The following is a 23,395-nucleotide window of genomic DNA, read 5'->3' on the forward strand; positions in this document are numbered from 1 at the left end:
CCTCGATGCAATCACGGACCGCCGACATCGTCGGCGAGCACGTCCCGGCGTGGCACCTACGATGGACCAGCCAGCAGGAGCACCCGCGGCCCAGTGCCGCTCCAGGCGAGGAGAGAGACCACGTGGAGATCACCATCGGCGTCCGGAACGTCGCGCGCGAGCTGACGCTCGAGTCCTCGGCCAGCGCCCAGGAGGTGGTCGCGGCCGTGGAGAAGGCGATCACCGACGGGACCAGCCTCGTCCTCACCGACGACCGTGGGCGCCGCATCGTCGTCCCGGCCCAGGCGGTCGGCTACGTCGAGGTCGGCTCGGACGAGCCGCGTCGGGTGGGCTTCGGCGTCGCCTGAGCGCGACCGCCTCACGGCCGGGCCCAGCCCGGCCGTGAGGCCCACCTCCGCGGCAGGGCCCAGCCCCGCCGTGCAACCGGCCGGCCGGTCGCACCCGGGTCACCCGACCCGTGGGCTCAGGCCGTGAGGCCCAGCCGGCCCATCCGCCGCGCGTGGCCGCCGGTCATCGCGCTGAGCAGCCCCGCGACGGCGGCGTCCGGGGGCCCCGCCACGAGGTCCGGGCGCGTGCGCACGACGGTCTGCGCGAGGCTCAGCGCCTCCCCCGCCACCCGCCGGCCCCACAGCGCCAGGCGCGCGGCCAGCTGCGGCTCGGCCGCGAGGACCGGGCCGAGGGTGGCGACCACCCACGCGGCGTGGCCGTTCTCGACGAGGGCGCCGGTGACGACGGCCCGCACGTCCTCGTCCACCCCCTCGCTGAGGGCGCGGTGCAGGTCGATGACCATCCCGCCGGCGACGTAGGTCTTCACCACCCGCTCCCACCAGTCCCCGCCGGCGGTGCGGGCGTCGACGTCGGCGAGCAGGGCGAGGAACGGCGCGGCCTGCTGCCCCAGGTCCGCCGAGCGGGCGACGGCCGCGCGCTCGATGGGGTCGAGGTGCGCGGGCAGGGCGCCGGCCATGCGGGTGAGCGCGACCCGGGTGACGACGTCGGGCGCGCTGGCCGCGTCGTCGGCCAGGCCGGTGAACGAGCTGAGCACCCCGGCGGCCACGAGCGCGAGCAGGGCGACCTCACGACCCTGGTCCTCGGGCGGTCCGGCGGGCAGGGGGACGTCAGCAAGGGCATCGGGCATACCCCCCAGCGTAGTTCGCGCCCGCGCGCTAGGATGGTCGCCGTACACGGTTGCCCGGTCGTCACGTGGAAGCCCATCCTCGCCGCTCACGCGGCGCGACATGATCACGATCGGCTGCCACGACCCGGCGGAGTGCCCCGGAGCCCCGGCTCCCGGGCGGCGCCCGCCACGACCGATTGGCCCCATACCGTCATGACCGACACCACCTCGGGCGTCGTCACGCCCACGGGTGACACCCGCCTCGACATCAGCACCGCGGCCGACTCCGCGGCGCTCGCCGACGCCGGGATCGACACCATCGACACCGACATCACCGACACGTCCAACGAGGCGCTCGCCCCCGAGAAGACCTTCGCCGACTTCGGCGTCTCGGCCGCCATCGCCGAGGCCCTGCGGGACGTGGGCATCACCCACCCGTTCCCCATCCAGGCGCTCACCCTGCCCGTGGCCCTGGCCCGCCACGACATCATCGGCCAGGCGAAGACCGGTACCGGCAAGACGCTCGGCTTCGGCATCCCGCTGCTGCAGAACACCGTCGGCCCGGACGAGCCGGGCTGGGACGAGCTCGCCGCGCCCGGCAAGCCCCAGGCCGCCGTCATCGTCCCCACCCGCGAGCTCGCGGTCCAGGTCGCCGGCGACCTGGCCACCGCCGCCCGCCGCCGCTCCGTGCGCATCGTCCAGGTCTACGGCGGCCGCGCCTACGAGCCCCAGGTCGACGCGCTCGCGCGCGGCGCCGAGGTCGTCGTCGGCACGCCCGGCCGGATGATCGACCTGCTCAAGCAGGGCATCCTCGACCTGTCGAACGTGCGCACCGCCGTCCTCGACGAGGCGGACGAGATGCTCGACCTCGGCTTCCTGCCCGACGTCGAGACGCTGCTCGCCAGCACCTCCTCGCACCGGCACACCATGCTCTTCTCGGCGACCATGCCCGGCGCCGTCGTGGCGCTCGCGCGCCGGTACATGTCCCGCCCCACGCACATCCGCGCGCAGGACCCCGACGACGACGGCGCGACCGTCAAGGCGACCCGCCAGGTCGTCTACCGCGCGCACGCCCTCGACAAGGTCGAGGTCCTCGCCCGCATCCTCCAGGCCCGCGGGCGCGGCCTCACCATCGTCTTCACGCGGACCAAGCGCACCGCCGCCCGCGTGGCCGAGGACCTCGCCGAGCGCGGGTTCGCCTCGGCCGCCATCCACGGCGACCTCGGCCAGGGCGCGCGCGAGCAGGCCCTGCGGGCGTTCCGCTCGGGCAAGGTCGACGTCCTCGTCGCCACCGACGTCGCCGCCCGCGGCATCGACGTCGACGACGTCACGCACGTCATCAACTACCAGTGCCCCGAGGACGAGAAGACCTACCTCCACCGCGTGGGCCGCACCGGCCGGGCAGGCAACACCGGCACGGCGGTCACCTTCGTCGACTGGGACGACCTGCCCCGCTGGGGGCTCATCAGCAAGGCGCTGGGCCTCGACCGGGCCGAGCCGGTGGAGACGTACTCGACCTCCCCGCACCTGTTCGCCGACCTCGACATCCCCGAGGGGACGAAGGGCCGCCTGCCGCGCAGCGCGCGCACCCGCGCCGGGCTCTCCGCGGAGGCCGTCGAGGACCTCGGCGAGACCGGCAAGAGCGCCGGCCGTGGCCGGGGCGAGGCCCGCTCCGGCGGCGCCCGTGACGGCGGCCGTTCGGGCGGGGGCCGTGAGGGCGGGGGCCGTGAGGGCGGCCGCTCCGGCAGCGTCCGCGAGGGCAGCGTCCGCGAGGGCGCCCCGGACAGCGGTCCCCGCGAGGGCGCGCCGGACGGGGCTGCCGGCGAGGAGCGCCCGCGCCGCGCGCGCAGCCGCCGCCGGACCCGCAGCGGCGTGCGCGGCGACCAGCCGCAGGCCTGAGCCGAACGACGAACCGGCCGTCACCCCTGGGGGTGGCGGCCGGTTCGTCGTCTGCGGTGGCCTCAGGCGTGCATGTCGATGAAGGTGAAGACCGCGTCGGCCATGAGCTGGGTGGCGATGGCGGCGAGGAGCAGGCCCGCCAGGCGCGTGACCAGCGTGGTCCCGCCCTCGCCGAGCACCCGGTGGATCACCGAGGAGAAGCGCATCGCCGCCCACAGCGCGACGTGCACGCCGACGATCGCCAGGGCGATGGCGACGTAGTCGGCGGGGCGGTCGGCGCCCTCGACGGCGAGCATCGCCGCGACGATGCCGCCCGGTCCGGCGAGCAACGGGGTGCCCAGCGGGACGAGCGCGACGTTGACCTTCCCGGCCCCCGCCGGCTGCGGTTCCTCCGCCTTCCCGGTGAGCAGCTCCATGGCGACGAGCAGCAGCAGCAGCCCGCCGGACAGCTGGAGCGCCGGGACCGAGATGTGGAGGAACCCGAGGATGTACTGGCCGAAGACGGTGAAGACGGCGATGACGCCGAACGCCACGGAGGTCGCCTGGAGCGCGGCGCGCTTGCGCTCCTTCGCCGTCATCGTCGACGTGAGCGCGATGAAGACCGGGACGATGCCCGGGGGGTCCATGATGACGAAGAGCGTGAAGAACGTCGTCGAGAGCAGGGTGAGGTTGACGACGTCGGTCACGGCCGCACCACGGGCAGGCGGCCGGCCTCCTCGATCGCCGCGAGGACCTCGGGCGTCGTCGTGTGCTCGGCGAGCCGGTTGGGCTTGCCGGCCCCGTGGTAGTCGCTCGAGCCGGTGGTGAACAGCCCCAGCCGCCGGGCGATCGCCCGGAGCTCGGCCCGCTCGGCGGGGCTCTGGTCGCGGTGGTCCACCTCGAGGCCCGCGAGGCCGGCGTCGGCCATCGCCTCGATGACCTCCACGGCGACGACCCGGCCCCGCACGCTGGCGAAGGGGTGGGCCATGACGGGCACCCCGCCCGCCGCCCGCACGGCGCGGACCGCGGCGATGACGTCGGGCGCGTAGTACCGCACGTAGTACGGGCCCGCGGCGGACAGGATCGAGGCGAAGGCCGCGCTGCGGTCGGGCACGTGCCCGAGGGCGACGAGGGCGTCGGCGATGTGCGGGCGGCCCACCGTCGCACCCGGCTCGAGCTGGGCCTCGACGTCGGCCCAGGTGAGCGGGTAGTCCTCGGCGACCCGCTCCACCATGAGCCGCGCACGGTCGACGCGCGAGGCCCGGGCGCGGGCGAGCTCCGCCGCGAGGACGGGGTCGTCGGGGTCGTGGAGGTAGGACAGCAGGTGCACGCTGATGCCCGACGCCGAGCAGGAGATCTCGCTCCCGCGCAGCAGGGAGACGCCCGTGGTGGCCACGGCGGCCTCCGCCTCGGCCCAGCCGGCGCTCGTGTCGTGGTCGGTGAGCCCGAGCACGTCGACGCCGGCGGCCCGCGCGGCGCGGAGGAGCTCGGTCGGGGACTGCGTGCCGTCGGAGATGCTGGAGTGCGTGTGGGGGTCAACGGTCACCCGCTCAGGCTAACCGCGGCGCGCCCCTGCCCCGCCGCTCCCCCGCCCGCGCGTGAGCGGTGCCACCATAGGGGGATGAGCACGGACACCACACCCGACGCCGCCACCACCACGCAGCCCCTCACCGAGCGGGGCGACAACCGGTCCCAGCGGCCCTCGTCCGACGCCTTCCGCGCGTTCATCGCCGGCGGGTGGGGCCCGCGCACCGGCGCCCTGCCCGCGCGCCGCCCGTCCGCCGAGCCCGCCGCCCGCCGCCGGGCGGCCATCGGCGCGCTCTTCCCGGGTGAGCGCCTCGTCGTGCCCGCCGGCCCGCTCGTCGTGCGCTCCAACGACACCGACTACCGGTACCGGCCGCACTCCGCGTTCGCGCACCTCACGGGCCTGGGCACGGACGAGGAGCCCGACGCCGTCCTCGTCCTCCACCCGCTCGCCGAGGGCGACGGCGACGGCACTCACGAGGCGGTCCTCTACTTCCGCCCGCGCGCCGGCCGCGACACCGAGGAGTTCTACGCCGACGCCCGCTACGGCGAGCTGTGGGTCGGGGAGCGCCCCAGCCTGGAGGAGGTCGAGGCGGCCACCGGTCTGCGGTGCGCCCACATCGACGCCCTCCCCGACGCCCTGGCCAAGGACGCCGGCCGCGGCGGGGTGCAGCTGCGCGTCGTCCCGCAGGCCGACGCCGCGGTCGAGGCGCTCGTCGCCACCGCCCGCCGGGGCCAGGAGGAGACCGAGCAGGCCGACGCCGCCCTCGCCGAGGCGCTCTCGGAGCTGCGGCTGGTCAAGGACGCCTACGAGGTCGACCAGATGCGCCGGGCCGTGGCCGCCACCGCCGAGGGCTTCGCCGAGATGGTGCGCTCGCTGCCGCGCGCCGTCGAGCACCACCGCGGCGAGCGGGTCCTCGAGGGCGCGTTCGGGGCGCGCGCCCGCGAGGAGGGCAACGGCACCGGGTACGACACCATCGCCGCGGCCGGCAACCACGCCAACACCCTCCACTGGATCGGCAACGACGGCCCCGTCCGGCCCGGTGACCTCGTCCTCATCGACGCCGGCGTCGAGGTCGACTCGCTCTACACCGCCGACATCACGCGCACGCTGCCCGTCGACGGGGTCTTCACCCAGGCGCAGCGCAAGGTCTACCAGGCGGTCCTCGACGCCGCCGACGCCGCCTTCGCCCGGGCCGGCACGAAGGGCGCCCGCTTCAAGGACGTCCACGCGGCGGCGATGGAGGTCCTCGCCGACCGCCTCGCGCAGTGGGGCGTGCTCCCCGGGAGCGCGGAGGAGTCACTGGCGCCCGAGGGCCAGTTCCACCGGCGCTGGATGGTGCACGGCACGAGCCACCACCTCGGGATCGACGTCCATGACTGCGCCCAGGCCCGGCGCGAGATGTACCTCGAGGCGGAGCTGGTGCCCGGGATGGTCTTCACCATCGAGCCCGGCCTGTACTTCCGCGCCGACGACCTCACCGTCCCCGAGGAGCTGCGCGGCATCGGCGTGCGGATCGAGGACGACGTCCTCGTCACGGCCGACGGCGTGGAGAACCTCTCCGCGGCCCTGCCGCGCGACCCCGACGACGTCGAGACGTGGATGGCCGGGCTGCGCTGACGCCGTCCGGGCGTGCGCGCACGGGCTGACGCCCTCAGGGCGTGCGCGCACCGAGGTGCTGGCGGGCGAACGTGAGGGACCCCGCCAGCGCCTCCTCCCGCTCCTGCGGGGTGAGCCGGCGCGTGGTCACCTCCACGGCCACGGACCCGGTGAACCCCAGGGGGCCGAGCTCGGCGAGCAGCTCGGCGCACGGCTGCGTGCCCCGGCCGGGGACGAGGTGCTCGTCGCGGTTGGACCCCGTGGAGTCGGTGAGGTGGACGTGCGCCAGCCGCGGTCCCAGCGCGCGCGCCGCAGCGAGGGCGTCGAGGCCGGAGATGCCCGCGTGCGAGAGGTCGAGCGTGACGTTCGCGTAGTCGAGCGGCACCGGGTTCCAGTGCGGGAGGTAGGCCGCCCGCTCCTTGACCGCCCGGCCGTCGTCCTGGGCGCGCGCCTTCCACGGGAACATGTTCTCGATGCTGATCTTCACGTCCGTCTCCCGCTGCCGGGCCGCGACCCCGTCGACGAACCCGCGGGCGTACCGGGTCTGCCACCGGAAGGGCGGGTGGACGACGATGACGGGCGCGCCGAGCGCCTGGGCCATCTCGACCGAGCGGTCGACCTTGCCCCAGGGCTGGCGCCCCCACACCCGCTGGGTGAGCAGCAGGGTCGGCGCGTGCACCGAGAGGACGGGCACCTGGTGGGTCTGGACGAGGTCGCGCAGCGCGTCGACGTCCTGGGTGGCAGGCTCCCGCCACACCATGACCTCGACCCCGTCGTACCCGAGCCGGGCCGCCTGCTCGAAGGCGCTGGCGACGCCCTCCGGGTAGCAGGAGGACGTCGAGAGGGCGACGCTGGTGCCGCTCACTCGGGCGACCGCTCCTCGCCTGACGGGGTGCTGGGCAGCCGCTGACCGTACAGCGGGTTGCCGTGGGCGTCCTCGAGCGGGGCGGACCGGGTCCGGGGCGGCTCGGCGGGGGTGCCGGTGGACCCCATCGCGGTGGACCCCGCCCCGGGGGGCGCGGTGGGCGCCGTCGGCCCGGCGGAGAGCGGGGCCGAACCGCGGATGCCGGCCTCGGCGAGCAGCTGGCGCGCCTGGCCGGCGTGCTCCTCCTCGCACAGCAGCGAGTACCGGCCGGCGACCACCTGGCTGGAGGAGGTGAAGTCGCGCTTGCCGCCGGTGAACGCGTAGGAGACGAGGCCGAAGAGCATGCCGAACGCGGCACCGATGACGAGGGCCGGGAGGAGCATGAGCAGGATGCTGCCCTCGGCAAGGAGCCCGAAGAGCAGGCCGACGAACAGGCCGAACCAGGCCCCGGACATGGCGCCGGCGAGCGCGACCCGCGGGTACGTCAGGCGCCCCGTGATGCGCTCGACCATGCGTAGGTCGGTGCCGACGATCGTGGTGTGCTCGACCGGGAACTCACGGTCGGAGAGCTGGTCGACCGCCTTCTGGGCCTCGAGGTAGGTCTCGAACGAGGCGATCGCGGTGCCCTTGGGCAAGGTGGGGGTCGTCGGCAGGGCGGTACGACTCGTCGGTGACATACCGCGATTCTCCACCGCGGCGCCCGGCCTCGCCACCGAGTGCCCCGCGTGCCCGCGGATCGCCGCGGGCACGCGGGGCGAGGCGCGGGAGGGCGGGCGGCGGCCGTGCGCCTAGGCTGACGCCATGAGCGCCAGAACGTCCCCGGCGCGTGTGTTCGTCGCGCGCCTCGCCGGCACCGACGTCTTCGACCCCCTCGGCGACCGCGTCGGCCGCGTCCGCGACGTCGTCGCGCTCGTGCGCCCCACGGGCACGCCCCGCGCCGTCGGCCTCGTCGTCGAGGTCCCCGGCAAACGACGCGTCTTCCTGCCGCTGAGCCGGGTGGTGAGCATCGAGGCGGGGGCGGTCCTCAGCACGGGCCTGCTCAACGTCCGACGGTTCGAGCAGCGCGCCACCGAGACGCTCGTCGTCGCCCAGCTCCTCGACCGCGAGGTGGAGCTCGTCGACGGGTCCGGCCCCGCCGTCGTCGAGGACGTCGCGCTCGAGCAGCAGCGCAACCGGGACTGGGTGGTGACGCAGCTCTTCGTCCGTCGCCTCCCGCCCGGCCGGGGCCTGCGGCGCCGGCGCGGGGAGACGCTGCTCGTCGACGTCGCGGCGGTGCGCGGCCTCGGCAGCGAGCGCGCCCAGCAGGGGGCGCTCGCGCTGATCTCGACCTTCGAGGGCCTCAAGCCCGCCGACGTCGCCGACCAGCTCCACGACCTCCCTGCCAGCCGGCTCGTCGAGGTGGCCGCCGCCCTCACCGACGACGTGCTCGCCGACGTCCTCGAGGAGCTCGGCGAGGAGGACCGCGTGAGCATCGTCTCCGGCCTCCTGGCGGAGCGGGCCGCGGACGTCCTCGACCTCATGCAGCCCGACGACGCCGCCGACCTCGTGAGCGAGCTGCCCACCGCCCGCGCCACGGAGCTGCTCGACCTCATGGAGCCCGAGGAGGCCGACGACGTCCGGCGCCTCCTCGCCTACGGCGAGCACACCGCGGGCGGCCTCATGACGACCGAGCCGATCATCCTCGCGCCCGAGGCGACGGTGGCCATGGCGCTGGCGACGGCCCGCCGCATCGACGTCACGCCGGCGCTCGCCACGATGATCTTCGTCGTCCGCCCGCCGCTGGAGACCCCCACCGGCACCCTGCTCGGCGTCGTCCACCTCCAGCACGCCCTGCGCGAGCCGCCGCACGCGCTCATCGGCTCGTTCCTCGACCGGGACATCGAGCCCGTCCTGCCCGAGGACGCCATTGGCAAGGTCACCCGGCTGCTGGCGACGTACAACCTCACCGCGCTGCCCGTCGTCGACGCCGACCGGCGGCTCCTCGGTGCGGTGAGCGTCGACGACGTCCTCGACCACCTCCTGCCCGACGACTGGCGCGACGCGGACGCCGACCGCACGGACGAGGCGATGACGAGGAGCGCCCATGGCTGAGCGCATGGACACCCCGCTCGAGGCGCGCCGGCGCTGGCTCGACCGGTGGCGCATCGACCCCGAGTTCTTCGGCCGGGTCTCCGAGGGGACGGCCCGGTTCATGGGCACGCCGCGGTTCCTCTTCTACCTCACCGTGTTCTGCGCCCTGTGGCTCGGCTGGAACAGCCTGGCCCCGGAGCACCTGCGCTTCGACGACGCCGCCCTGGGTTTCACCGCGCTCACGCTCATGCTCTCGCTCCAGGCGTCCTACTCCTCGCCCCTCATCCTGCTCTCGCAGAACCGGCAGGACGACCGCGACCGCATCGCGGCCGAGCAGGACCGCCAGCGCGCCGAGCGCAACCTCGCCGACACCGAGTACCTCGCCCGCGAGATGGCCGCCCTGCGCACCGCCCTCGGGGAGGTTGCCACCCGCGACTTCGTCCGGTCGGAGCTGCGCACCCTGCTCGAGGAGCTCACCGAGGAGCGCGAGGCCGGCTCGGGCCACGGCGGGGACTCAGGCGCGCCCCGGGAGCCCGACGGGCGCCGCCGGGTGTGACCCAGGGCACGGTCGCCGGCCGTCGGCGGCGACCTACGATGGAGGCATGACGGTTACCACCGAGTCGCTCACCGCTGCCCTCGCCACGGTCCTCGACCCGGAGATCCGGCGCCCCATCACCGACCTGGGCATGGTCCGCTCCGTCGACGTCGCCGACGGCGGCGCCGTCACGGTGGGCATCGACCTCACCACCGCCGGCTGCCCGTTGCGCTCGACCATCACCAACGACGTCACCGCCGCGGTGAGCAAGGTCGCCGGGGTCAGCGGCGTCCACGTCGAGATGGGCGTCATGAGCGACGAGCAGCGCAAGGCGCTGCGCACCCAGCTGCGCGGCGGGGTCGCCGAGCCCGTCATCCCCTTCGCCCAGCCCGGCTCGCTCACCCGCGTCTACGCGGTGACCTCGGGCAAGGGCGGCGTGGGCAAGTCCTCCGTCACCGCCAACCTCGCCGCGACGATGGCCGCCGACGGGCTCAAGGTGGGCGTCGTCGACGCGGACATCTACGGCTTCTCCATCCCCCGCATGCTCGGCGTGGAGCACCCGCCCAGCAAGGTCGAGGACATGATCCTGCCGCCCGTGGCGCACGGGGTGAAGGTCATCTCCATCGGGATGTTCGCCCCCGCCGGGCGGCCCGTCGTCTGGCGCGGGCCCATGCTCCACCGCGCGCTGCAGCAGTTCCTCGCCGACGTGTTCTGGGGGGACCTCGACGTCCTCCTCCTCGACCTGCCGCCGGGGACGGGCGACATCGCCATCTCCGTCGCCCAGCTGCTGCCCGGCGCGGAGCTGCTGGTCGTCACCACGCCGCAGCTCGCCGCCGCCGAGGTGGCGGAGCGGGCCGGCTCGCTGGCCACCCAGACGCGCCAGCACGTCGTCGGCGTCGTGGAGAACATGTCCTGGCTGGAGCAGCCGGACGGTTCCCGCGTGGAGATCTTCGGCAGCGGCGGCGGCGAGCGCGTGAGCGAGCGGCTCGGCGAGTCGCTCGGCTACCCGGTGCCGCTGCTCGGCCAGGTGCCCCTCGAGGTGGGGCTGCGCGAGGGGGGCGACACCGGCGTGCCGCTCGTCCTGTCGGGCAGCACCTCCCCCGCCGCCATGGCGCTGCGGGCGGTCTCGTCCGCCCTCACCGCGCGCTCGCGCTCGCTCGCCGGCCGGCCGCTGGGCCTCAGCCCGCTCTGAGCCGGCCGCCCAGCCTCGCGGCCGCCCAGCCTCGCGGCCGCCCAGCCTCGCGGCCGCCCAGCCTCGCGGCCGCCCAGCCTCGCGGCCGCCCAGCCTCGCGGCCGCCCAGCCTCGCGGCCGCCCAGCCTCGCGGGGGCCCAGCCTCGCGGGGCCTAGCCTCGCGCGGGTCGGGCCGTCAGGTCGCCTCGTCGTCGAACGGGGGTGCGCTCGTGTCCGCGGCCGCGCTGGCCCCGGCCGCAGGGACGCCCCCGGCCGCGCTCGTCCTGGCCGGGCTCGTGCGGGGCGCGGCCACCCCACCGGCCGCCGCGACCCCACCGGCCGCCGCCGCCCGGGTGGCCCCGGAGCGCAGGGTGCCCGCGGCGCTGCGCGAGCTCGCCGCGGTGTGCGCGGGGGCGTCGTCCATGAGCGCCTCCCGCACGATGCGGCGCGGGTCGTACTGGCGGGGGTCGAGGGCGGCGAGGTCGGGCATCTCGTCGCCGAGCTCGGCGCGCAGGCGTTCCTGCGCCCCGGTGGCCATCGCCTTGAGCTCGCGGACGAGCCGGGCGAGCTGCTCCGCGTAGGCGGGCAGGCGCTCCGGGCCGACGACGAGCACGGCAATGATGAGGAGGACGAAGGCCTCCGACCCGCTGATCGGCACGGGACCAGGATAGGCACGCGTGGGGCGCAGCGACCCCGGCCCGCGCGGGGGATCTCAGTCGCCGGCGCTCTCGCCGAGCACGACCTCGACCTCGCGCTCGTCGTCGCCCCGCCGGACCGTGAGGACGACCGTCTCCCCCGGCGCCCGCGCACGGATGGCGACGATGAGCTCCGGCGCGGACGTGACGGGCAGGTCGTCGATGTGGGTGATGACGTCACCGGGCTCGATGCCCGCGGCAGCGCCGGGGCCGTCCGGGGTCACGGCCGGGGTGTCCGCCGCGGCGTCGGTGAGGACCTGGACGCCCTCGCCGCGGTAGCTGGTGTCGAGGGCGACACCGATGACGGGGTACGTCGCGGTCCCGGTGTCGATGATCTGCTCGGCCGTGCGCCGCACCTGGTTGGACGGGATCGCGAAGCCCAGACCGATGTTCCCCGTGGTCTGGCCGGCCGCCTGGGCGATCGCGGTGTTGATGCCGATGACCTCACCGGCGTCGTTGACGAGCGGGCCACCGGAGTTGCCCGGGTTGATCGCCGCGTCCGTCTGGATGGCATTGATGAAAGACGAGTCGCCGGCGCCGCCGGCCTCCACGGGCCGGTTGAGGGCGGAGACGATCCCGCTCGTCACGGTCCCCTCCAGCCCGAGCGGCGCGCCCACGGCCACGACCGGGTCACCGACGACGACGGCGTCGGAGTCGCCCAGCACGAGCGGTGTGAGGCCCTCGCGGTCGACGCGCAGGACCGCGAGGTCGTAGTCGGCCGTGCGGCCGACGATCTCGGCGCTCGCCTCCGTGCCGTCGGAGAAGGTGACGAGGACCTGCCCGTCCCCCTCGGCGGCCGAGGCGATGACGTGGTTGTTCGTCACCACGTACCCGTCCTCGCGCAGGACCATGCCACTGCCGGAGGAACCCTCGGTCGCGGTGCGCGTCTCGATGAACACCGTGCTCTCCAGCGCGGTGGAGGCGATGCCCGCGATGCTGTCCGGGGCACGGTCGCCGCCTCCGGAACCGCTCGGGGGCAGCGTCTCCGGCTCGGCGGACAGCAGGCGCTCCCCCACCGACCCGGTGACCAACCCGAGGAGGAAGGCCACCAGCACGACGAGCGCGAAGGCGGTCCAGCGCCGCCGTCCGCGGGGAGCGGCGGCCGCGAGGGGCGCCGGGGCCACGACGGGGGCCGGCGCGACGTCGGGCGCCGGCCACCCGGGACGGGACCAGGCCAACGGGGGCGACCCGGGCGCGGGCGCCATCGGGGGCGCCCCGGGGAAGGCGGGCACTGCGGTGGTGGAGGCCGCGCCGGGAGCGGAGGGCATGGCCGCGGTCATCGGCGGCGCCCCGACGGCCGACGGCGTGCCCGCCGGGCCGGGCGACGGCGGGACGAAGAGCGCCGCCGTCTGCCGCGTGTCCTCGCGGTGGTATGGCTCGGGCGTCGGGGTCGGCGCCGCCCCGTACTCCATCCCGGCCGAGGACGGTGCGCCGGGCCCACCCGGACCGGGCCGGGCGCCGGGCGCATCGGCGTCGGGGACGGCCCCCCGCGTGTCGGGGGCCTGCCACCACGGCCGGGCCGGGGACCCTGTGCCCTGCCAGCGCTCGTCGTCCGGACGCTCAGTCATGGGTCCATCTTGGCGTGTGCACGTGGCCGAGGACACTCACGGCGTGAGCCACGCCGTGACGACCTCCCAGCCCCGGCCCACGCGGTCGGGGAAGGACAGCCCGTCGTCGCCGTCGGGAAGGGCGCGCAGCACCCGGTCCCGAGCGGCCTCGTGGTCCCGGCCGGCGACCACCATGGTGACCGTCCCCTCGCTCTGCACGGCCACGTGACCCGCGGCCTGCTCGCGCGGGCCGAGGACCTGCACGGCCCGGGCGGGGGCGTCCACCAGCCGGCCGCGCTGCTCGATGAGGCGCACCCGGGTCGCGGCGCCGGCGAGCTCGACCTCGAGGATCTCGCCGTCCTCCGACTCGTGGACCTCGACGTCGACGACCCGGACCCCCGGCGGCAACGACTCCGGGGTCGCCCAGCCTTGCGCCCGCATCCAGGCGAGGACGTCGTCGCTCGACGGCTCCACCCCGTCCTCCACCGCCAGGCCGTCGGGGATCTGCCCGTCCCCGGCGGCCACCGTGAGCATGGCGCTGGGGTCCGCCCGACGGTCGGTCGAGCCGAGGACGGCGAGGCCGCCGACGGCGAGCCCCACCACCGCGACCACACCACCGGAGGCGAGGGCCGCCCGGCGCAGACGGCGGGTGGGGCGCACGGACGACGCTGTCTCGCTGTGGGCGAGCGCGAGGAGGCGGGCGGTGAGGGCGTCGCTGGGGGCGACGTCCCCCGCCTGGGCGACGACCCGGCGCGCCGCCCGCTCCTCACGCAGGAGGTGGGCGCACCACGTGCACGAGGCGACGTGCGCGAGGGCCTGCTCGGCCTCCTCCGCGGGGAGCTGGCCGTCGGCGAGGGCGCTGATCCGGGTGCCGAGGTGGTTCACGGGCGCCCCCTGGTGAGGGCGCCGGGGACCTCGGCCGGCGGCGCGAGCTCGTGCGGGGCAAGGTCGTGCGCGCCTACGTCTGACGGCGCGAGCTCGTGCGCGCCGGCGTCGTGCGGCGTGAGATCCCCGCGACCGCGGACGGCGGGGCGCAGGTGCGGCAGGGCGTCGCGCAGCATGGCGCGGCCGCGGTGGATGCGTGAGCGCACGGTCCCCATCTTCACCCCGAGCGTGCGCCCGATCTCCTCGTAGGAGAGCCCCTCGATGTCGCAGAGGACGACGGCGGCGCGGTAGCGCGGGGGCAGCGCGTCGAGCGCGGCCTGGATGTCGGGGTCGAGGTGGTCGTGCTCGAAGCGTCGGTGGAGGTCGTGCTGCTCGAACGGCGCGGGCAGCTGCTCGGCGAGGTCACCGAGGTGCGTGAGCCGCGCCCGCGAGCGCTTGCGCGCCTGGTCGAGGAAGAGGTTGGTGGTGATCCGGTGCAGCCAGCCCTCGAAGGAGCCGGGCTCGTAGCGCGACAGCGAGCGGAAGACCCGCACGAAGGTCTCCTGCGTGAGGTCCTCCGCGTCGGCGCGGTTGCCGGTAAGTCGGTAGGCGAGCCGGTAGACGCGGCCGGAGTGCTCGCGCACGACGTCCTCCCACGACGGCGGCACCCATGCGCCGTCGTGGCTGGGGTCCGTGGTCATCGCGCTCCTCCCGGCGGGTATTCGCGCGAGCCTAGGGCCCCAACCTGAACGCCGCCTGGGTGCCGGTACGGCGGCTAGGATTCGCAGGACATCGCCCGCGCGCACACGGAGGCCCATCATCGCTGCCGACAAGGCCCAGAGCTGGGCGTACACCGAGGACTTCGTCCCCGAGGACGACATCACCCGCGCGGCCCGCGGGCGGGCCGAGGAGATGGGCTGCGACGCGGTCGGCCCCGGGACCGGCGCGGCCCTGCGCGTGCTCGCCGCCGCCGTGGGCGCCCACGCCGTCGCCGAGATCGGGACGGGCACCGGCGTGAGCGGACTCTGGCTCCTCGGGGGCATGCGCCCCGACGGCGTCCTCACCACCATCGACGTCGAGATGGAGCACCAGCGCGCGGCCCGCGAGGCCTTCACCGCCGCAGGGGTCCGTCCCGCGCGCGCCCGGCTCATCCCCGGCCGCGCCCTGGACGTCCTGCCCCGGCTCGCCGACGCCGCCTACGACCTCGTGTTCGTCGACGGTGACCCCGCCGAGGCGGCCGACGACGCCGTGCAGGCGGTCCGGCTGCTGCGTCCGGGCGGGATCCTCGCCATCACCGGGGCGCTCTGGTACGACCGCGTCGCCGACCCGGCGCGCCGCGACGAGGCGACCGTCGCCATGCGCGAGCTCGGCCGCACCGTGCGCGACGACGACCGGCTCGTGAGCGCGCTGCTGCCCGTGGGCAACGGCCTGCTCACCGCCGTCCGCCGCGCCTGACCGGCCCTGCCGCAGCTCGCCGGGGCGCGCAGGTGTGCGCCCCGGCGGGCGGCTGGTGGTCCCGCCGGCAGGCAGCCCGTCAGGCCAGGGACTCCAGCCAGCGCAGGAGCAGGCGGGCGCCGTAGCCCGTGGCGCCCTCGGGGATCTCGTGCGTCGCCTTGGGCGAGCGCGCGGGACCGGCGATGTCGAGGTGCGCCCATGGCACGCCGTGCGCGAAGCGCTGGAGGAACAGGGCCGCGGTGACCGAGCCCGCCCCGATGTGCGCGTCTGTGCTCTGGTGGCTGACGTCCGCCACGGGTGAGGCGAGGCTGGGCCGGTACTCCTCGACGAGGGGCATCCGCCACGCCCGCTCCCCGCTCGCCTCGCCCGCCGCGGCCAGCGCGGCGGCGAGCGCGTCGTCGTCGCTGTAGAGCGCCGAGTGCGTGCGCCCGAGGCCGAGCGTCGCGGCCCCGGTGAGGGTGGCGACGTCGACGAGCACGTCGGGGGCGAGCGTGTCCGCCGCCCAGGCCAGCGCGTCGGCGAGGACGAGGCGTCCCTCCGCGTCGGTGTTGGTCACCTCGACGGTGGTCCCGTCGACGGCGCGCAGGACGTCGCCGGGCCGGTAGGAGCCCGCGCCCATGGCGTTCTCCGCCAGCGGCAGCACGGCCGTCACCCGGTGGGGCAGGCCCAGGTCGGCGGCGGCCAGTACGGTGGCGAGCACGACTGCGGCGCCGGTCATGTCCGTCTTCATGGGGATCATGGCGTCGCGCGGCTTGATGGAGATGCCGCCCGTGTCGTAGGTGATGCCCTTGCCGACGAGGACGACGGTGCGCGCCCCCGGGGCCGGCGTCGCCGGCGTGTGCGTCACGGTGACGAACCGGGGCGGCGTCACCGAGCCGGAGCCGACGGCGAGGACGCACTCGAGCCCGGCCCGCCGCAGCCACTCCTCGTCGCGGACCTCGACGTCGACGGTGGGGCGGGCGGCGCCGAGCGCCTGCGCCTGCTCCCCCATCCATGCGGGGTTCTTCACGTTCGACGGCGTTGCCGAGAGCGTGCGGGCGAGCACGGTGGCCTCGGCGCCCGCGCGGGCGAGGGCGACGGCGGTGCGCCAGGCGTCGTCCTCGCGGCCGAGGAGGACCACACGCTCCACGGGCGGCTTGCCCTGGTGCGGCGTCGTCGCGGTGCGGGGCGGTCGGTACGCCGCCAGCAGGACTCCCTCGACCAGCGCGCGTACGCCGTCGGCGTCCGTGCTCTGCCCCAGGGTCGTCACGACGGTGCCCAGACCGGCGGTGGCGCGGGTCAGGGCGGCGCCCGCCCGGCGCATGGCGCTCGCCCCGGCGTCGCCGACGCCGAGCAGGACGAGGCGGCGCGGCAGGTCCTCCCAGCCGAACGCGGCGTGGCCGGCGATCGGTCGCGGCAGGTCGAGCGTCGCGACGTCACCCGCGTTGCCGCGCAGGCCCTCGCGCTGGGCGAGGTCGAGGAGGTCGACGCCGTAGCGGGTCGCGACGTCGACGGTCCCCGGTCGGGGCTGCAGCTCCTCGCCCTCGGTCGCGGGCGCGACGGCGACGACGACGGCGTCGACGGCGGTGCCGTCAGTGCCGCCGCCGTCCGCGCGGTCGAGCAGGATCTCGGGCAGCCCGCTCAGCTGCGGTGCCTGCGTCCCGGCCATCGGCAAGCGCGTCAGGGCGCGACGGCGCGCAGCGCCTCGCTCAGCTCGCCGGCCTCGGCGGGGGTGAGCTCGACGACGAGCCTGCCTCCACCTTCCAGCGGTACCCGCATGACGATGCCGCGTCCCTCCTTGGTGACCTCCATCGGGCCATCCCCGGTCCTCGGCTTCATCGCGGCCATCTGGCACCCCAATCCGTTCGTCGGTACACGACTCACCATCCCTGCGAACGGCCGCGTGCTGGGGAACAGTCTAGATCACTGACCCCGCGTGGATGCCTCTGCTGCGGCCGCTTCCTGCGACGAGACCTCCGCGCGGAGCGCTGCGGAGGCCTCCCGGACCCGCTCGACGGCCTCGGCGGCGGTGTCGACCACCTGGATGAGGTCGAGGTCGGCCTCGGCCACGTTCCCGGCGGCGAGCATCGTGGCGCGCAGCCACTCGACGAGCCCACCCCAGAACTGCGAGCCGATGAGGACGAGGGGGAAGGACCGGACCTTCCCGGTCTGGACGAGGGTGAGCGCCTCGAAGAGCTCGTCCATGGTCCCGAAGCCGCCGGGCAGGACGATGAACCCCTCGGCGTACTTGACGAACATCGTCTTGCGGGCGAAGAAGTAGCGGAAGTTGACGCCGAGGTCGACCCACTCGTTCATGCCCTGCTCGAAGGGCAGCTCGATCCCCAGGCCCACCGAGACCCCGCCCGCCTCGCAGGCGCCCTTGTTCGCGGCCTCCATGACCCCGGGGCCGCCGCCGGTGATGACGGCGTACCCGGCCCCGGCGAGGAGCCGGCCGACCTCCTCGGCGATGGCGTACTCCGCGCTGTCCGGCGACGTCCGCGCGGACCCGAAGACGCTGATCGCGGGCCCCACCTCGGCCAGGGCGCCGAAGCCCTCGACGAACTCGCTCTGGATGCGCATGACGCGCCACGGGTCCTGGTGGAGCCAGTCGGCGCCGTACGCCGTCGAGAGCAGGTTCTCGTCAGTGGTGTGCTCGGGGATCTGCTCGCCACGGAGCGTGACGGGGCCCCTGCGGTAGACGTCGTCGCTGCGGCCGTTGTGGAACCGGCGGAACTCGCTCATGCGTTCTCCTTCGTGAGCCACGTCGCCAGCGCTGCGGCGCAGGCGCGGATCTGGTCGGTCGGGCAGTGCTCGTCGTCGGCGTGGGCGAGGGACGGGTCCCCCGGCCCGAAGTTCACCGCGGGGATGCCCAGCTCGCTGAACCGGGCGACGTCGGTCCAGCCGTACTTGGGTCCGGCCGTCCCTCCCGTGGTCGCGGCGACGGTCGCGACGAAGTCGGCCACCTCCACCGCGTCGAGGCCCGGCCGGGCACCGGCGGCGAGGTCGGTCACGGTGACGTCGTAGCCCTCGAACACCTCGCGGACGTGGGCCTCGGCCTCGGCGGTGCTGCGCGACGGGGCGAAGCGGTAGTTGACGGTGACGACGCAGGTGTCGGGGATGACGTTCATCGCGATCCCGCCCCGGATGTCGACGGCGTTGAGGCCCTCGCGGTAGACGAGGCCGTCCACCTCGACCTCGGCCGGGCGGTAGGACCCGAGACGGGTGAGGATCCCCGCCGCGGCGTGGATGGCGTTCTCACCGCGCCAGGCGCGGGCGGAGTGGGCGGCGCGGCCGTGGGTGCGGACCTCGGCCCGGAGCGTGCCGTTGCACCCGCCCTCGATCTGCGCCGCGGTCGGCTCACCGAGCACGGCGAAGTCGGCGGCGAGCCACTCCGGGTGGTGGCGGGCGAGGCGGCCGAGGCCGTTGCGCGTGGCCTCCACCTCCTCCTGGTCGTAGAAGACCCACGTGACGTCCCAGGCGGGCGTGGCCAGCTGGGCGGCGAGGGAGAGCGCCACCGCGACGCCCGCCTTCATGTCGACGGTGCCGCGCCCCCAGAGGACCTCGGCACCGTCGCGGGTCTCCGTGCGCGTGGGCAGGTTGCCCTGGACGGGCACGGTGTCGATGTGGCCCGCGACGACGACGCGCCGCGCTCGACCCAGGTGGGTCCGGGCCACCACGGCATCGCCGTCGCGGAGGACCTCGAGGTGCTCGTAGGCCGCCAGGGCGGTCTCGATGGCGTCGGCCAGCGGGGCCTCATCGCCGGAGACGGAGGGGATGTCGCACAGCGCGGCGGTGAGCGCGACGACGTCGGCGGTGGCCAGGTCGGGCAGGGGGGCGTGGGTTGCCGGTGCGGCCGCTGGTGTCGCGGCAGCAGCGGCCGCGGGTCCCGCGGCAGCAGCGGCTGCGGCCGGTGCCGCCGGTGGAGTCGGAGTGGGTGCGGTGCTCACGCGTTCGAGACTAGGCGGGGCCGACGATCAACGCCTCGTGGGCGCGCAGGCCCTCAATGCTCTCAACCCTTTCGACACCGGCGGCTAGGGCCCGTCCATAGCCGCGAAGGAGGCCTGTCCACAGCCCCGGGCGGGCCCCTGTCGGATGTCAGTGGCCCGCACTACGCTTCATACATACGTTCGACGAGGGAGGTGATTCCCGTGGCGGCTCTGCCCGAAGAGACCCCGTCCGCGAGCGCGCGCGATCACCTCCGGCTCGTGAACGACGGTCCCGCGGAACTGCCCCCAGCGCTGCAGCCCTCCACCGCGGCCGGGCCGGAGCTCGCCGGCTCGCTCGAGCGCCTCGACCTCACGGAGCTCGACGCGTTCGCCCTGGTCGAGGCCGTCGCCGCCTGGCAGCGGGTGGCGTCCTGGGCGCAGGCCCGCACGGGGGAGGCCGCCGCGCTGCTGGCCCTCGAGCTCTCGGCCACCGTCGGTGGCGGGTACGCCGCTCCTGCGCCGTCGACGCCGGGACCGCGCCGCTGGCCGGCCCCAGGGCCCAGCACACGGGCCGCCACCCTGGAGCTCGCCCTCCGTCTGGGCACCACCCGCCACCGCGCGCAGGACCTCGTCGAGACCGGCACCGCCCTCACCGGCGTCCTCATCGCGACAGGCGGCGCGCTCGAACGGGGCGAGGTCGACTACTCCAAGGCCCAGGTGTTCGCTCGCCACCTCTTCACCGTTCCACCGGAGATCGCCATGGCGGTCGAGGACCGGGTCCTCCCTGGTGCCGGTGAGCGCACCCCGCCTCAGCTCGCTGACGACATCGCCAAGGCCCTCGCCGATGTGGACCCCGGCCATGCCGAGGCCCGCCACCAGGTCGCCCGGGGCAAGCGGCGCGTGGAACACCCCCGGGTCCTCCCCGACGGCATGGCCTCGATCTACGCCGTCATGCCGGCGGTCGACGCCGTGGCGCTCAACCTCGCCCTCGACGACGCCGCCCGGAGCGCCCGCGCGGCCGGCGACTCCCGCACCACCGACCAGCTGAGGTGCGACGTACTCGCCACGGTCGGCGCGACGGCGCTCCACCAGGGCTGGGTCGGGGCGTGTCCGCATCACGGGGACGGTGCCGTGCCGGTGGCGCCCCGGGGCGCCGGGACGCCTACCCGGCCAGCGATGCCGCAGGGCACGGGGACACCAGCGGGGCCCACGCCGTCCCAGAACGCGGGAACGCCCACGGAGCCGGCCTCGCCACCCTGGCCACCCGCCGGTGGCACCTCGTACCGGCTCGGGACGCTCGGGGGCGCTCCCCCGCAGGTCCGGGTCACGGTTCCGCTCGACACGCTGCGTGGTGGCGATGCCCCCGGCGAGCTCGACGGCTACGGCCCCATCACCCCTGCGACCGCGCGCGCCCTGGCCGCGGGAGGCGTCTGGCAACGGCTCGTCACCGACCCCCGCAGCGGTGCCGTTCTCGACGTCGGCCGGAAGCGATACCGACCACCCGCCGACCTCGCCGAGATCATCCGCGCTCGTGATGGCACATGTGTGCGGCCCGGGTGCCGTGTGCGCGCCGATGCCTGCGAGCTCGACCACACGATCCCCTTCGGTGGGTCCGGCCTGGGCCGGACGAGCCTCACCAACCTGGGAGCCCTGTGCCCGGCCGACCACGCCCTCAAGTCGTCCGGCGACTTCCGGGTGCGGCAGCCGGCGAGCGGGGTCTTCGAATGGGTCACCCCGTCGGGTCACGCCTACCGGCGGGAGGTGGACGGGACCGTCACCCACCTGCGATCGAGCCGCCCGGAAGCGCTGGCACCGGCACCGGCACCGGCGCGCGACGAGAAGCTCCCGCGCCACGGTCGCACCCACGACCGCGACCCCGCGCACCCGGTTCCGGGGGTCGCGGGAGTCGTCGCCGAGACCTCGGTGGAGGAACCACCGCCGTTCTAGGGCACGCCTGGTGCGGGCCTCGCCGCGGGCCTCGCCCAGGCGCCGGTCCCGGCCACGGTCCCTTAGCCTCCGGGGATGGCCACGCTCGCTTTCCGCATCGAACGGCACACCGCTGGCGACCGCGACGCGGTGCGAGCGATCCTGGCGGACCTGCCCGCGTGGTTCGGCCGCCCCGAGTCGACCGACGCCTACGTGGCCGCCGCCGACAAGCTGCCGAACTACTTCGCCATCGCGCCGGACGGCGAGCCGATCGGGGTCGTCCTCGTGGAGCAGCACTTCCCCGAGACCGCGGAGATCCACCTCATGGCGGTGAGGGCCGGCTGGCACCGCCGCGGGGTCGGTCGTGCGCTCCTCGCCAGCGTCGAAGGCGATCTTCACAGGAGTGGCACACGCGTGCTGACGGTGAAGACGCTCGGCGCCGCCGACCCCGATGAGGGCTACCGGAAGACGCGACTGTTCTACGAAGGCACCGGGTTCCTGCCCCTTGAGGAGTTCACGGATCTCTGGCCCGGCACTCCCTGCCTCTTCATGGCCAAGCCGCTCGGCTGAGCGCGGACCCGAACGCGCCGGCCACGGGCGCCTGGGGACGGCGTGCTGGGTCGCGCGCCGCTGGCCCCCCGCGCTGGGGAAGCCATCGCAAGCACCCAACCCCACGCCCCAGGCGCCAGGCCCCTCGGCGCCAGGCCCCTCGGCGCCAGGCCCCTCAGGCGTCGCCGGTGCGGTGCAGGGTCCGAGCGGCCTCGGCGATGGACCCGGACAGGGAGGGGTAGATGGTGAAGACGTTGGCGAGCTGGTCGACGGTGAGCCGCTGCGTCACCGCGATGGCGAGCGGGAAGATGAGCTCGCTGGCCCGCGGGGCGACGACGACCCCGCCGAGCACCGCCCCGGTCGCCCGGTCCGAGATCACCTTGATGAACCCCTCGCGGATGCCGAGCATCTTCGCGCGCGGGTTGCGGGCCAGGGGCAGCCGGGTGACGGACCCGTTGACGGCGCCGGACTCGACGGCGGACTCGGGCACCCCGATGGTGGCGATCTCCGGGGCGGTGAAGATGTTGGCGGTGACCGCGTCCCGGTCGAGCGGGGCCACCGCGTCGCCGAGCGAGTGCCACATGGCGATCCGGCCCTGCATCGCGGCGACGGACGCCAGGGGCAGCACGCCGGTGCAGTCACCTGCGGCGTACACGCGCAGCGCAGTGGTCCGCGAGACCCGGTCCACCTGGATGTGGCCGCTCTCGGAGACCGCCACCCCTGCCTCGGCCAGGCCGAGGTCGGCGGTGTTGGGCACGGCCCCCACGGCAAGGAGGCAGTGCGAGGCCTCGATGACGCGTCCGTCGGTGAGCTCGACCTCGACGCGGTCGCCGACCCGGCGGACCGCCTGCGCCCGGGAGCGCGACAGCACGGTCATGCCGCGCTGGAGGAACACACCCTCGATGAGCTCGGCGGCGTCCTCGTCCTCCCCGGGCAGGACCCGGTCACGGCTCGACACCAGCGTGACCGGAGCCCCCAGGGCGTTGTAGGCACCGGCGAACTCGGCGCCGGTCACGCCGGAGCCGACGACGACGAGGTGCTCCGGCATGGTGGTGAGGTTGTACATCTGGGCCCACGTGAGGATCCGCTCACCGTCCGGCTCCGAGCCCGGCAGCACCCGGGGGCTCGCGCCGGTGGCAACGAGGATGATGTCGGCGGTCACGCTGAACTCGCCGTCGTCGGCCGTCGTGACGAGGACCTCGCGGGTGCCCTGGTCGGAGATCTTCCCGCCCAGCCGGCCGGTGCCGTCGATGACGGTGATCCCCTCGCGCTCGAGCCGCGTGGCAATGTCGCGGGACTGGTGCCGGGCGAGCCGGACCACCCGCTCGTTGACGATGCCGAGGTCCACGCTGAGCCGCCCGACCTCGCCGTCGGGGCCGCCGTCGGCGCGGATCCCGAGCTCGGCGGCGGAGTCCGCCACGGTCATCCACTCGGCGGTCGCGATGAGGGTCTTGGAGGGGACGACGTCGGTGAGCACGGCCGAGCCCCCCAGGCCCTGCCGCTCGATGACGGTGACCCGCGCGCCGAGCTGGGCGGCGACGAGCGCGGCCTCGTACCCGCCGGGCCCGCCGCCGATGACGACGACGTGGCTTCCTTCTCGTACGGGCGACGGTCCGGCGGCGTCCTGGACGCGTCGGCCCTCGACGGGGGCGGGAGGGACTTCGGTCGGGGCAACGTGGGTGGTCACCCCGGCATTC

At 75.4% G+C, this 23,395-nt stretch carries 23 protein-coding genes; 9 read left to right on the top strand and 14 right to left on the bottom strand.

All coding sequences use genetic code 11. The features are described 5' to 3' along the window. Nucleotides 1-5 precede the first annotated feature (5 nt). Entirely contained in the window at nt 6-347 is a 342-nt protein-coding gene (locus tag EBO36_RS11740; RefSeq protein ID WP_338142415.1) for a DUF3107 domain-containing protein, read from the top strand. A gap of 116 nt (nt 348-463) precedes the next feature. On the opposite strand, the gene EBO36_RS11745 is transcribed toward EBO36_RS11740, so the two are convergent. After that, entirely contained in the window at nt 464-1,135 is a 672-nt protein-coding gene (locus EBO36_RS11745; protein ID WP_164471459.1) for a ferritin-like fold-containing protein, read from the bottom strand. Between the two features lie 192 nt (nt 1,136-1,327). Between EBO36_RS11745 and EBO36_RS11750 the strand changes: the two genes are divergently transcribed. Beyond that, nucleotides 1,328-3,013, top strand: coding sequence for a DEAD/DEAH box helicase (locus tag EBO36_RS11750; RefSeq protein ID WP_122824785.1), 1,686 nt, complete (start codon nt 1,328-1,330; stop codon nt 3,011-3,013). Between the two features lie 62 nt (nt 3,014-3,075). Here the strand turns inward: EBO36_RS11750 and EBO36_RS11755 are convergent, their stop codons facing one another. After that, complete coding sequence (locus EBO36_RS11755; RefSeq protein WP_122824786.1) at nt 3,076-3,699, bottom strand: MarC family protein; 624 nt, start codon at nt 3,697-3,699, stop codon at nt 3,076-3,078. Next, nucleotides 3,696-4,538, bottom strand: coding sequence for a PHP domain-containing protein (locus tag EBO36_RS11760; RefSeq protein WP_122824787.1), 843 nt, complete (start codon nt 4,536-4,538; stop codon nt 3,696-3,698). Before EBO36_RS11760 ends, EBO36_RS11755 begins: the two co-directional genes overlap by 4 nt. Before the next feature lie 75 nt (nt 4,539-4,613). On the opposite strand from EBO36_RS11760, the gene EBO36_RS11765 reads away from it, so the two are divergent. Beyond that, nucleotides 4,614-6,137: an aminopeptidase P family protein gene (locus tag EBO36_RS11765; RefSeq protein WP_122824788.1), complete on the top strand. Its 1,524-nt coding sequence runs from the start codon at nt 4,614-4,616 to the stop codon at nt 6,135-6,137. A 34-nt stretch (nt 6,138-6,171) separates the two neighbouring features. Here EBO36_RS11765 and EBO36_RS11770 read toward each other — a convergent pair whose 3' ends face one another. Together EBO36_RS11770 and EBO36_RS11775 are read right to left on the bottom strand one after the other, a co-directional pair. Continuing rightward, nucleotides 6,172-6,981, bottom strand: a complete 810-nt coding sequence (locus EBO36_RS11770) for a sugar phosphate isomerase/epimerase family protein (protein ID WP_206515489.1) — start codon at nt 6,979-6,981, stop codon at nt 6,172-6,174. Then, nucleotides 6,978-7,658, bottom strand: coding sequence for a YflT domain-containing protein (locus EBO36_RS11775; RefSeq protein WP_187695813.1), 681 nt, complete (start codon nt 7,656-7,658; stop codon nt 6,978-6,980). Before EBO36_RS11775 ends, EBO36_RS11770 begins: the two co-directional genes overlap by 4 nt. Before the next feature lie 124 nt (nt 7,659-7,782). Between EBO36_RS11775 and EBO36_RS11780 the strand changes: the two genes are divergently transcribed. The 3 genes from EBO36_RS11780 to EBO36_RS11790 are packed head-to-tail and all read left to right on the top strand — an operon-like array spanning nt 7,783 to nt 10,778. Then, a complete protein-coding gene (locus EBO36_RS11780) occupies nt 7,783-9,072 on the top strand; it encodes a magnesium transporter MgtE N-terminal domain-containing protein (protein WP_122824789.1) in 1,290 nt (429 codons plus the stop codon). After that, nucleotides 9,065-9,607 (top strand): DUF1003 domain-containing protein, encoded by a 543-nt coding sequence (locus tag EBO36_RS11785; protein WP_122824790.1) that lies wholly within the window; start codon nt 9,065-9,067, stop codon nt 9,605-9,607. Before EBO36_RS11780 ends, EBO36_RS11785 begins: the two co-directional genes overlap by 8 nt. 46 nt (nt 9,608-9,653) lie before the next feature. After that, nucleotides 9,654-10,778, top strand: coding sequence for an Mrp/NBP35 family ATP-binding protein (locus tag EBO36_RS11790; protein WP_122824791.1), 1,125 nt, complete (start codon nt 9,654-9,656; stop codon nt 10,776-10,778). Nucleotides 10,779-10,953: 175 nt separating this feature from the next. On the opposite strand, the gene EBO36_RS11795 is transcribed toward EBO36_RS11790, so the two are convergent. From EBO36_RS11795 to sigE, 4 genes are read right to left on the bottom strand one after another with little or no spacing between them, the layout of a single operon-like run. Then, entirely contained in the window at nt 10,954-11,415 is a 462-nt protein-coding gene (locus tag EBO36_RS11795) for a twin-arginine translocase TatA/TatE family subunit (protein WP_122824792.1), read from the bottom strand. Between the two features lie 54 nt (nt 11,416-11,469). Continuing rightward, nucleotides 11,470-13,020, bottom strand: a complete 1,551-nt coding sequence (locus EBO36_RS11800) for a S1C family serine protease (RefSeq protein WP_241236881.1) — start codon at nt 13,018-13,020, stop codon at nt 11,470-11,472. Between the two features lie 36 nt (nt 13,021-13,056). Continuing rightward, complete coding sequence (locus EBO36_RS11805) at nt 13,057-13,884, bottom strand: zf-HC2 domain-containing protein (protein WP_122824793.1); 828 nt, start codon at nt 13,882-13,884, stop codon at nt 13,057-13,059. After that, on the bottom strand, nt 13,881-14,564 hold the full coding sequence (gene sigE, locus EBO36_RS11810) for an RNA polymerase sigma factor SigE (protein WP_122824794.1): 684 nt from the start codon (nt 14,562-14,564) through the stop codon (nt 13,881-13,883). The genes EBO36_RS11805 and sigE overlap by 4 nt, the downstream gene beginning before the upstream one ends. Before the next feature lie 118 nt (nt 14,565-14,682). On the opposite strand from sigE, the gene EBO36_RS11815 reads away from it, so the two are divergent. Beyond that, nucleotides 14,683-15,318, top strand: coding sequence for an O-methyltransferase (locus tag EBO36_RS11815; RefSeq protein WP_122825643.1), 636 nt, complete (start codon nt 14,683-14,685; stop codon nt 15,316-15,318). Nucleotides 15,319-15,397: 79 nt separating this feature from the next. Here the strand turns inward: EBO36_RS11815 and EBO36_RS11820 are convergent, their stop codons facing one another. From EBO36_RS11820 to dapE, 4 genes are all read right to left on the bottom strand, one after another. Then, a complete protein-coding gene (locus tag EBO36_RS11820) occupies nt 15,398-16,966 on the bottom strand; it encodes a leucyl aminopeptidase family protein (RefSeq protein ID WP_122824795.1) in 1,569 nt (522 codons plus the stop codon). An 11-nt stretch (nt 16,967-16,977) separates the two neighbouring features. After that, nucleotides 16,978-17,145, bottom strand: coding sequence for a DUF3117 domain-containing protein (locus EBO36_RS11825; RefSeq protein ID WP_122824796.1), 168 nt, complete (start codon nt 17,143-17,145; stop codon nt 16,978-16,980). A gap of 75 nt (nt 17,146-17,220) precedes the next feature. Next, nucleotides 17,221-18,039 (bottom strand): LOG family protein, encoded by an 819-nt coding sequence (locus EBO36_RS11830; RefSeq protein ID WP_122824797.1) that lies wholly within the window; start codon nt 18,037-18,039, stop codon nt 17,221-17,223. Continuing rightward, entirely contained in the window at nt 18,036-19,127 is a 1,092-nt protein-coding gene (gene dapE / locus EBO36_RS11835; protein WP_122825644.1) for a succinyl-diaminopimelate desuccinylase, read from the bottom strand. Before dapE ends, EBO36_RS11830 begins: the two co-directional genes overlap by 4 nt. A gap of 375 nt (nt 19,128-19,502) precedes the next feature. On the opposite strand from dapE, the gene EBO36_RS11845 reads away from it, so the two are divergent. After that, a complete protein-coding gene (locus EBO36_RS11845; RefSeq protein WP_164471460.1) occupies nt 19,503-21,170 on the top strand; it encodes an HNH endonuclease signature motif containing protein in 1,668 nt (555 codons plus the stop codon). 75 nt (nt 21,171-21,245) lie between these two features. Continuing rightward, nucleotides 21,246-21,719, top strand: a complete 474-nt coding sequence (locus EBO36_RS11850; protein ID WP_122824800.1) for a GNAT family N-acetyltransferase — start codon at nt 21,246-21,248, stop codon at nt 21,717-21,719. Between the two features lie 154 nt (nt 21,720-21,873). Here EBO36_RS11850 and EBO36_RS11855 read toward each other — a convergent pair whose 3' ends face one another. Beyond that, complete coding sequence (locus tag EBO36_RS11855) at nt 21,874-23,385, bottom strand: NAD(P)H-quinone dehydrogenase (protein WP_244925279.1); 1,512 nt, start codon at nt 23,383-23,385, stop codon at nt 21,874-21,876. Nucleotides 23,386-23,395 lie beyond the last annotated feature (10 nt).

This window comes from Georgenia faecalis (assembly GCF_003710105.1).
Lineage (GTDB): Bacteria > Actinomycetota > Actinomycetes > Actinomycetales > Actinomycetaceae > Georgenia_A > Georgenia_A faecalis.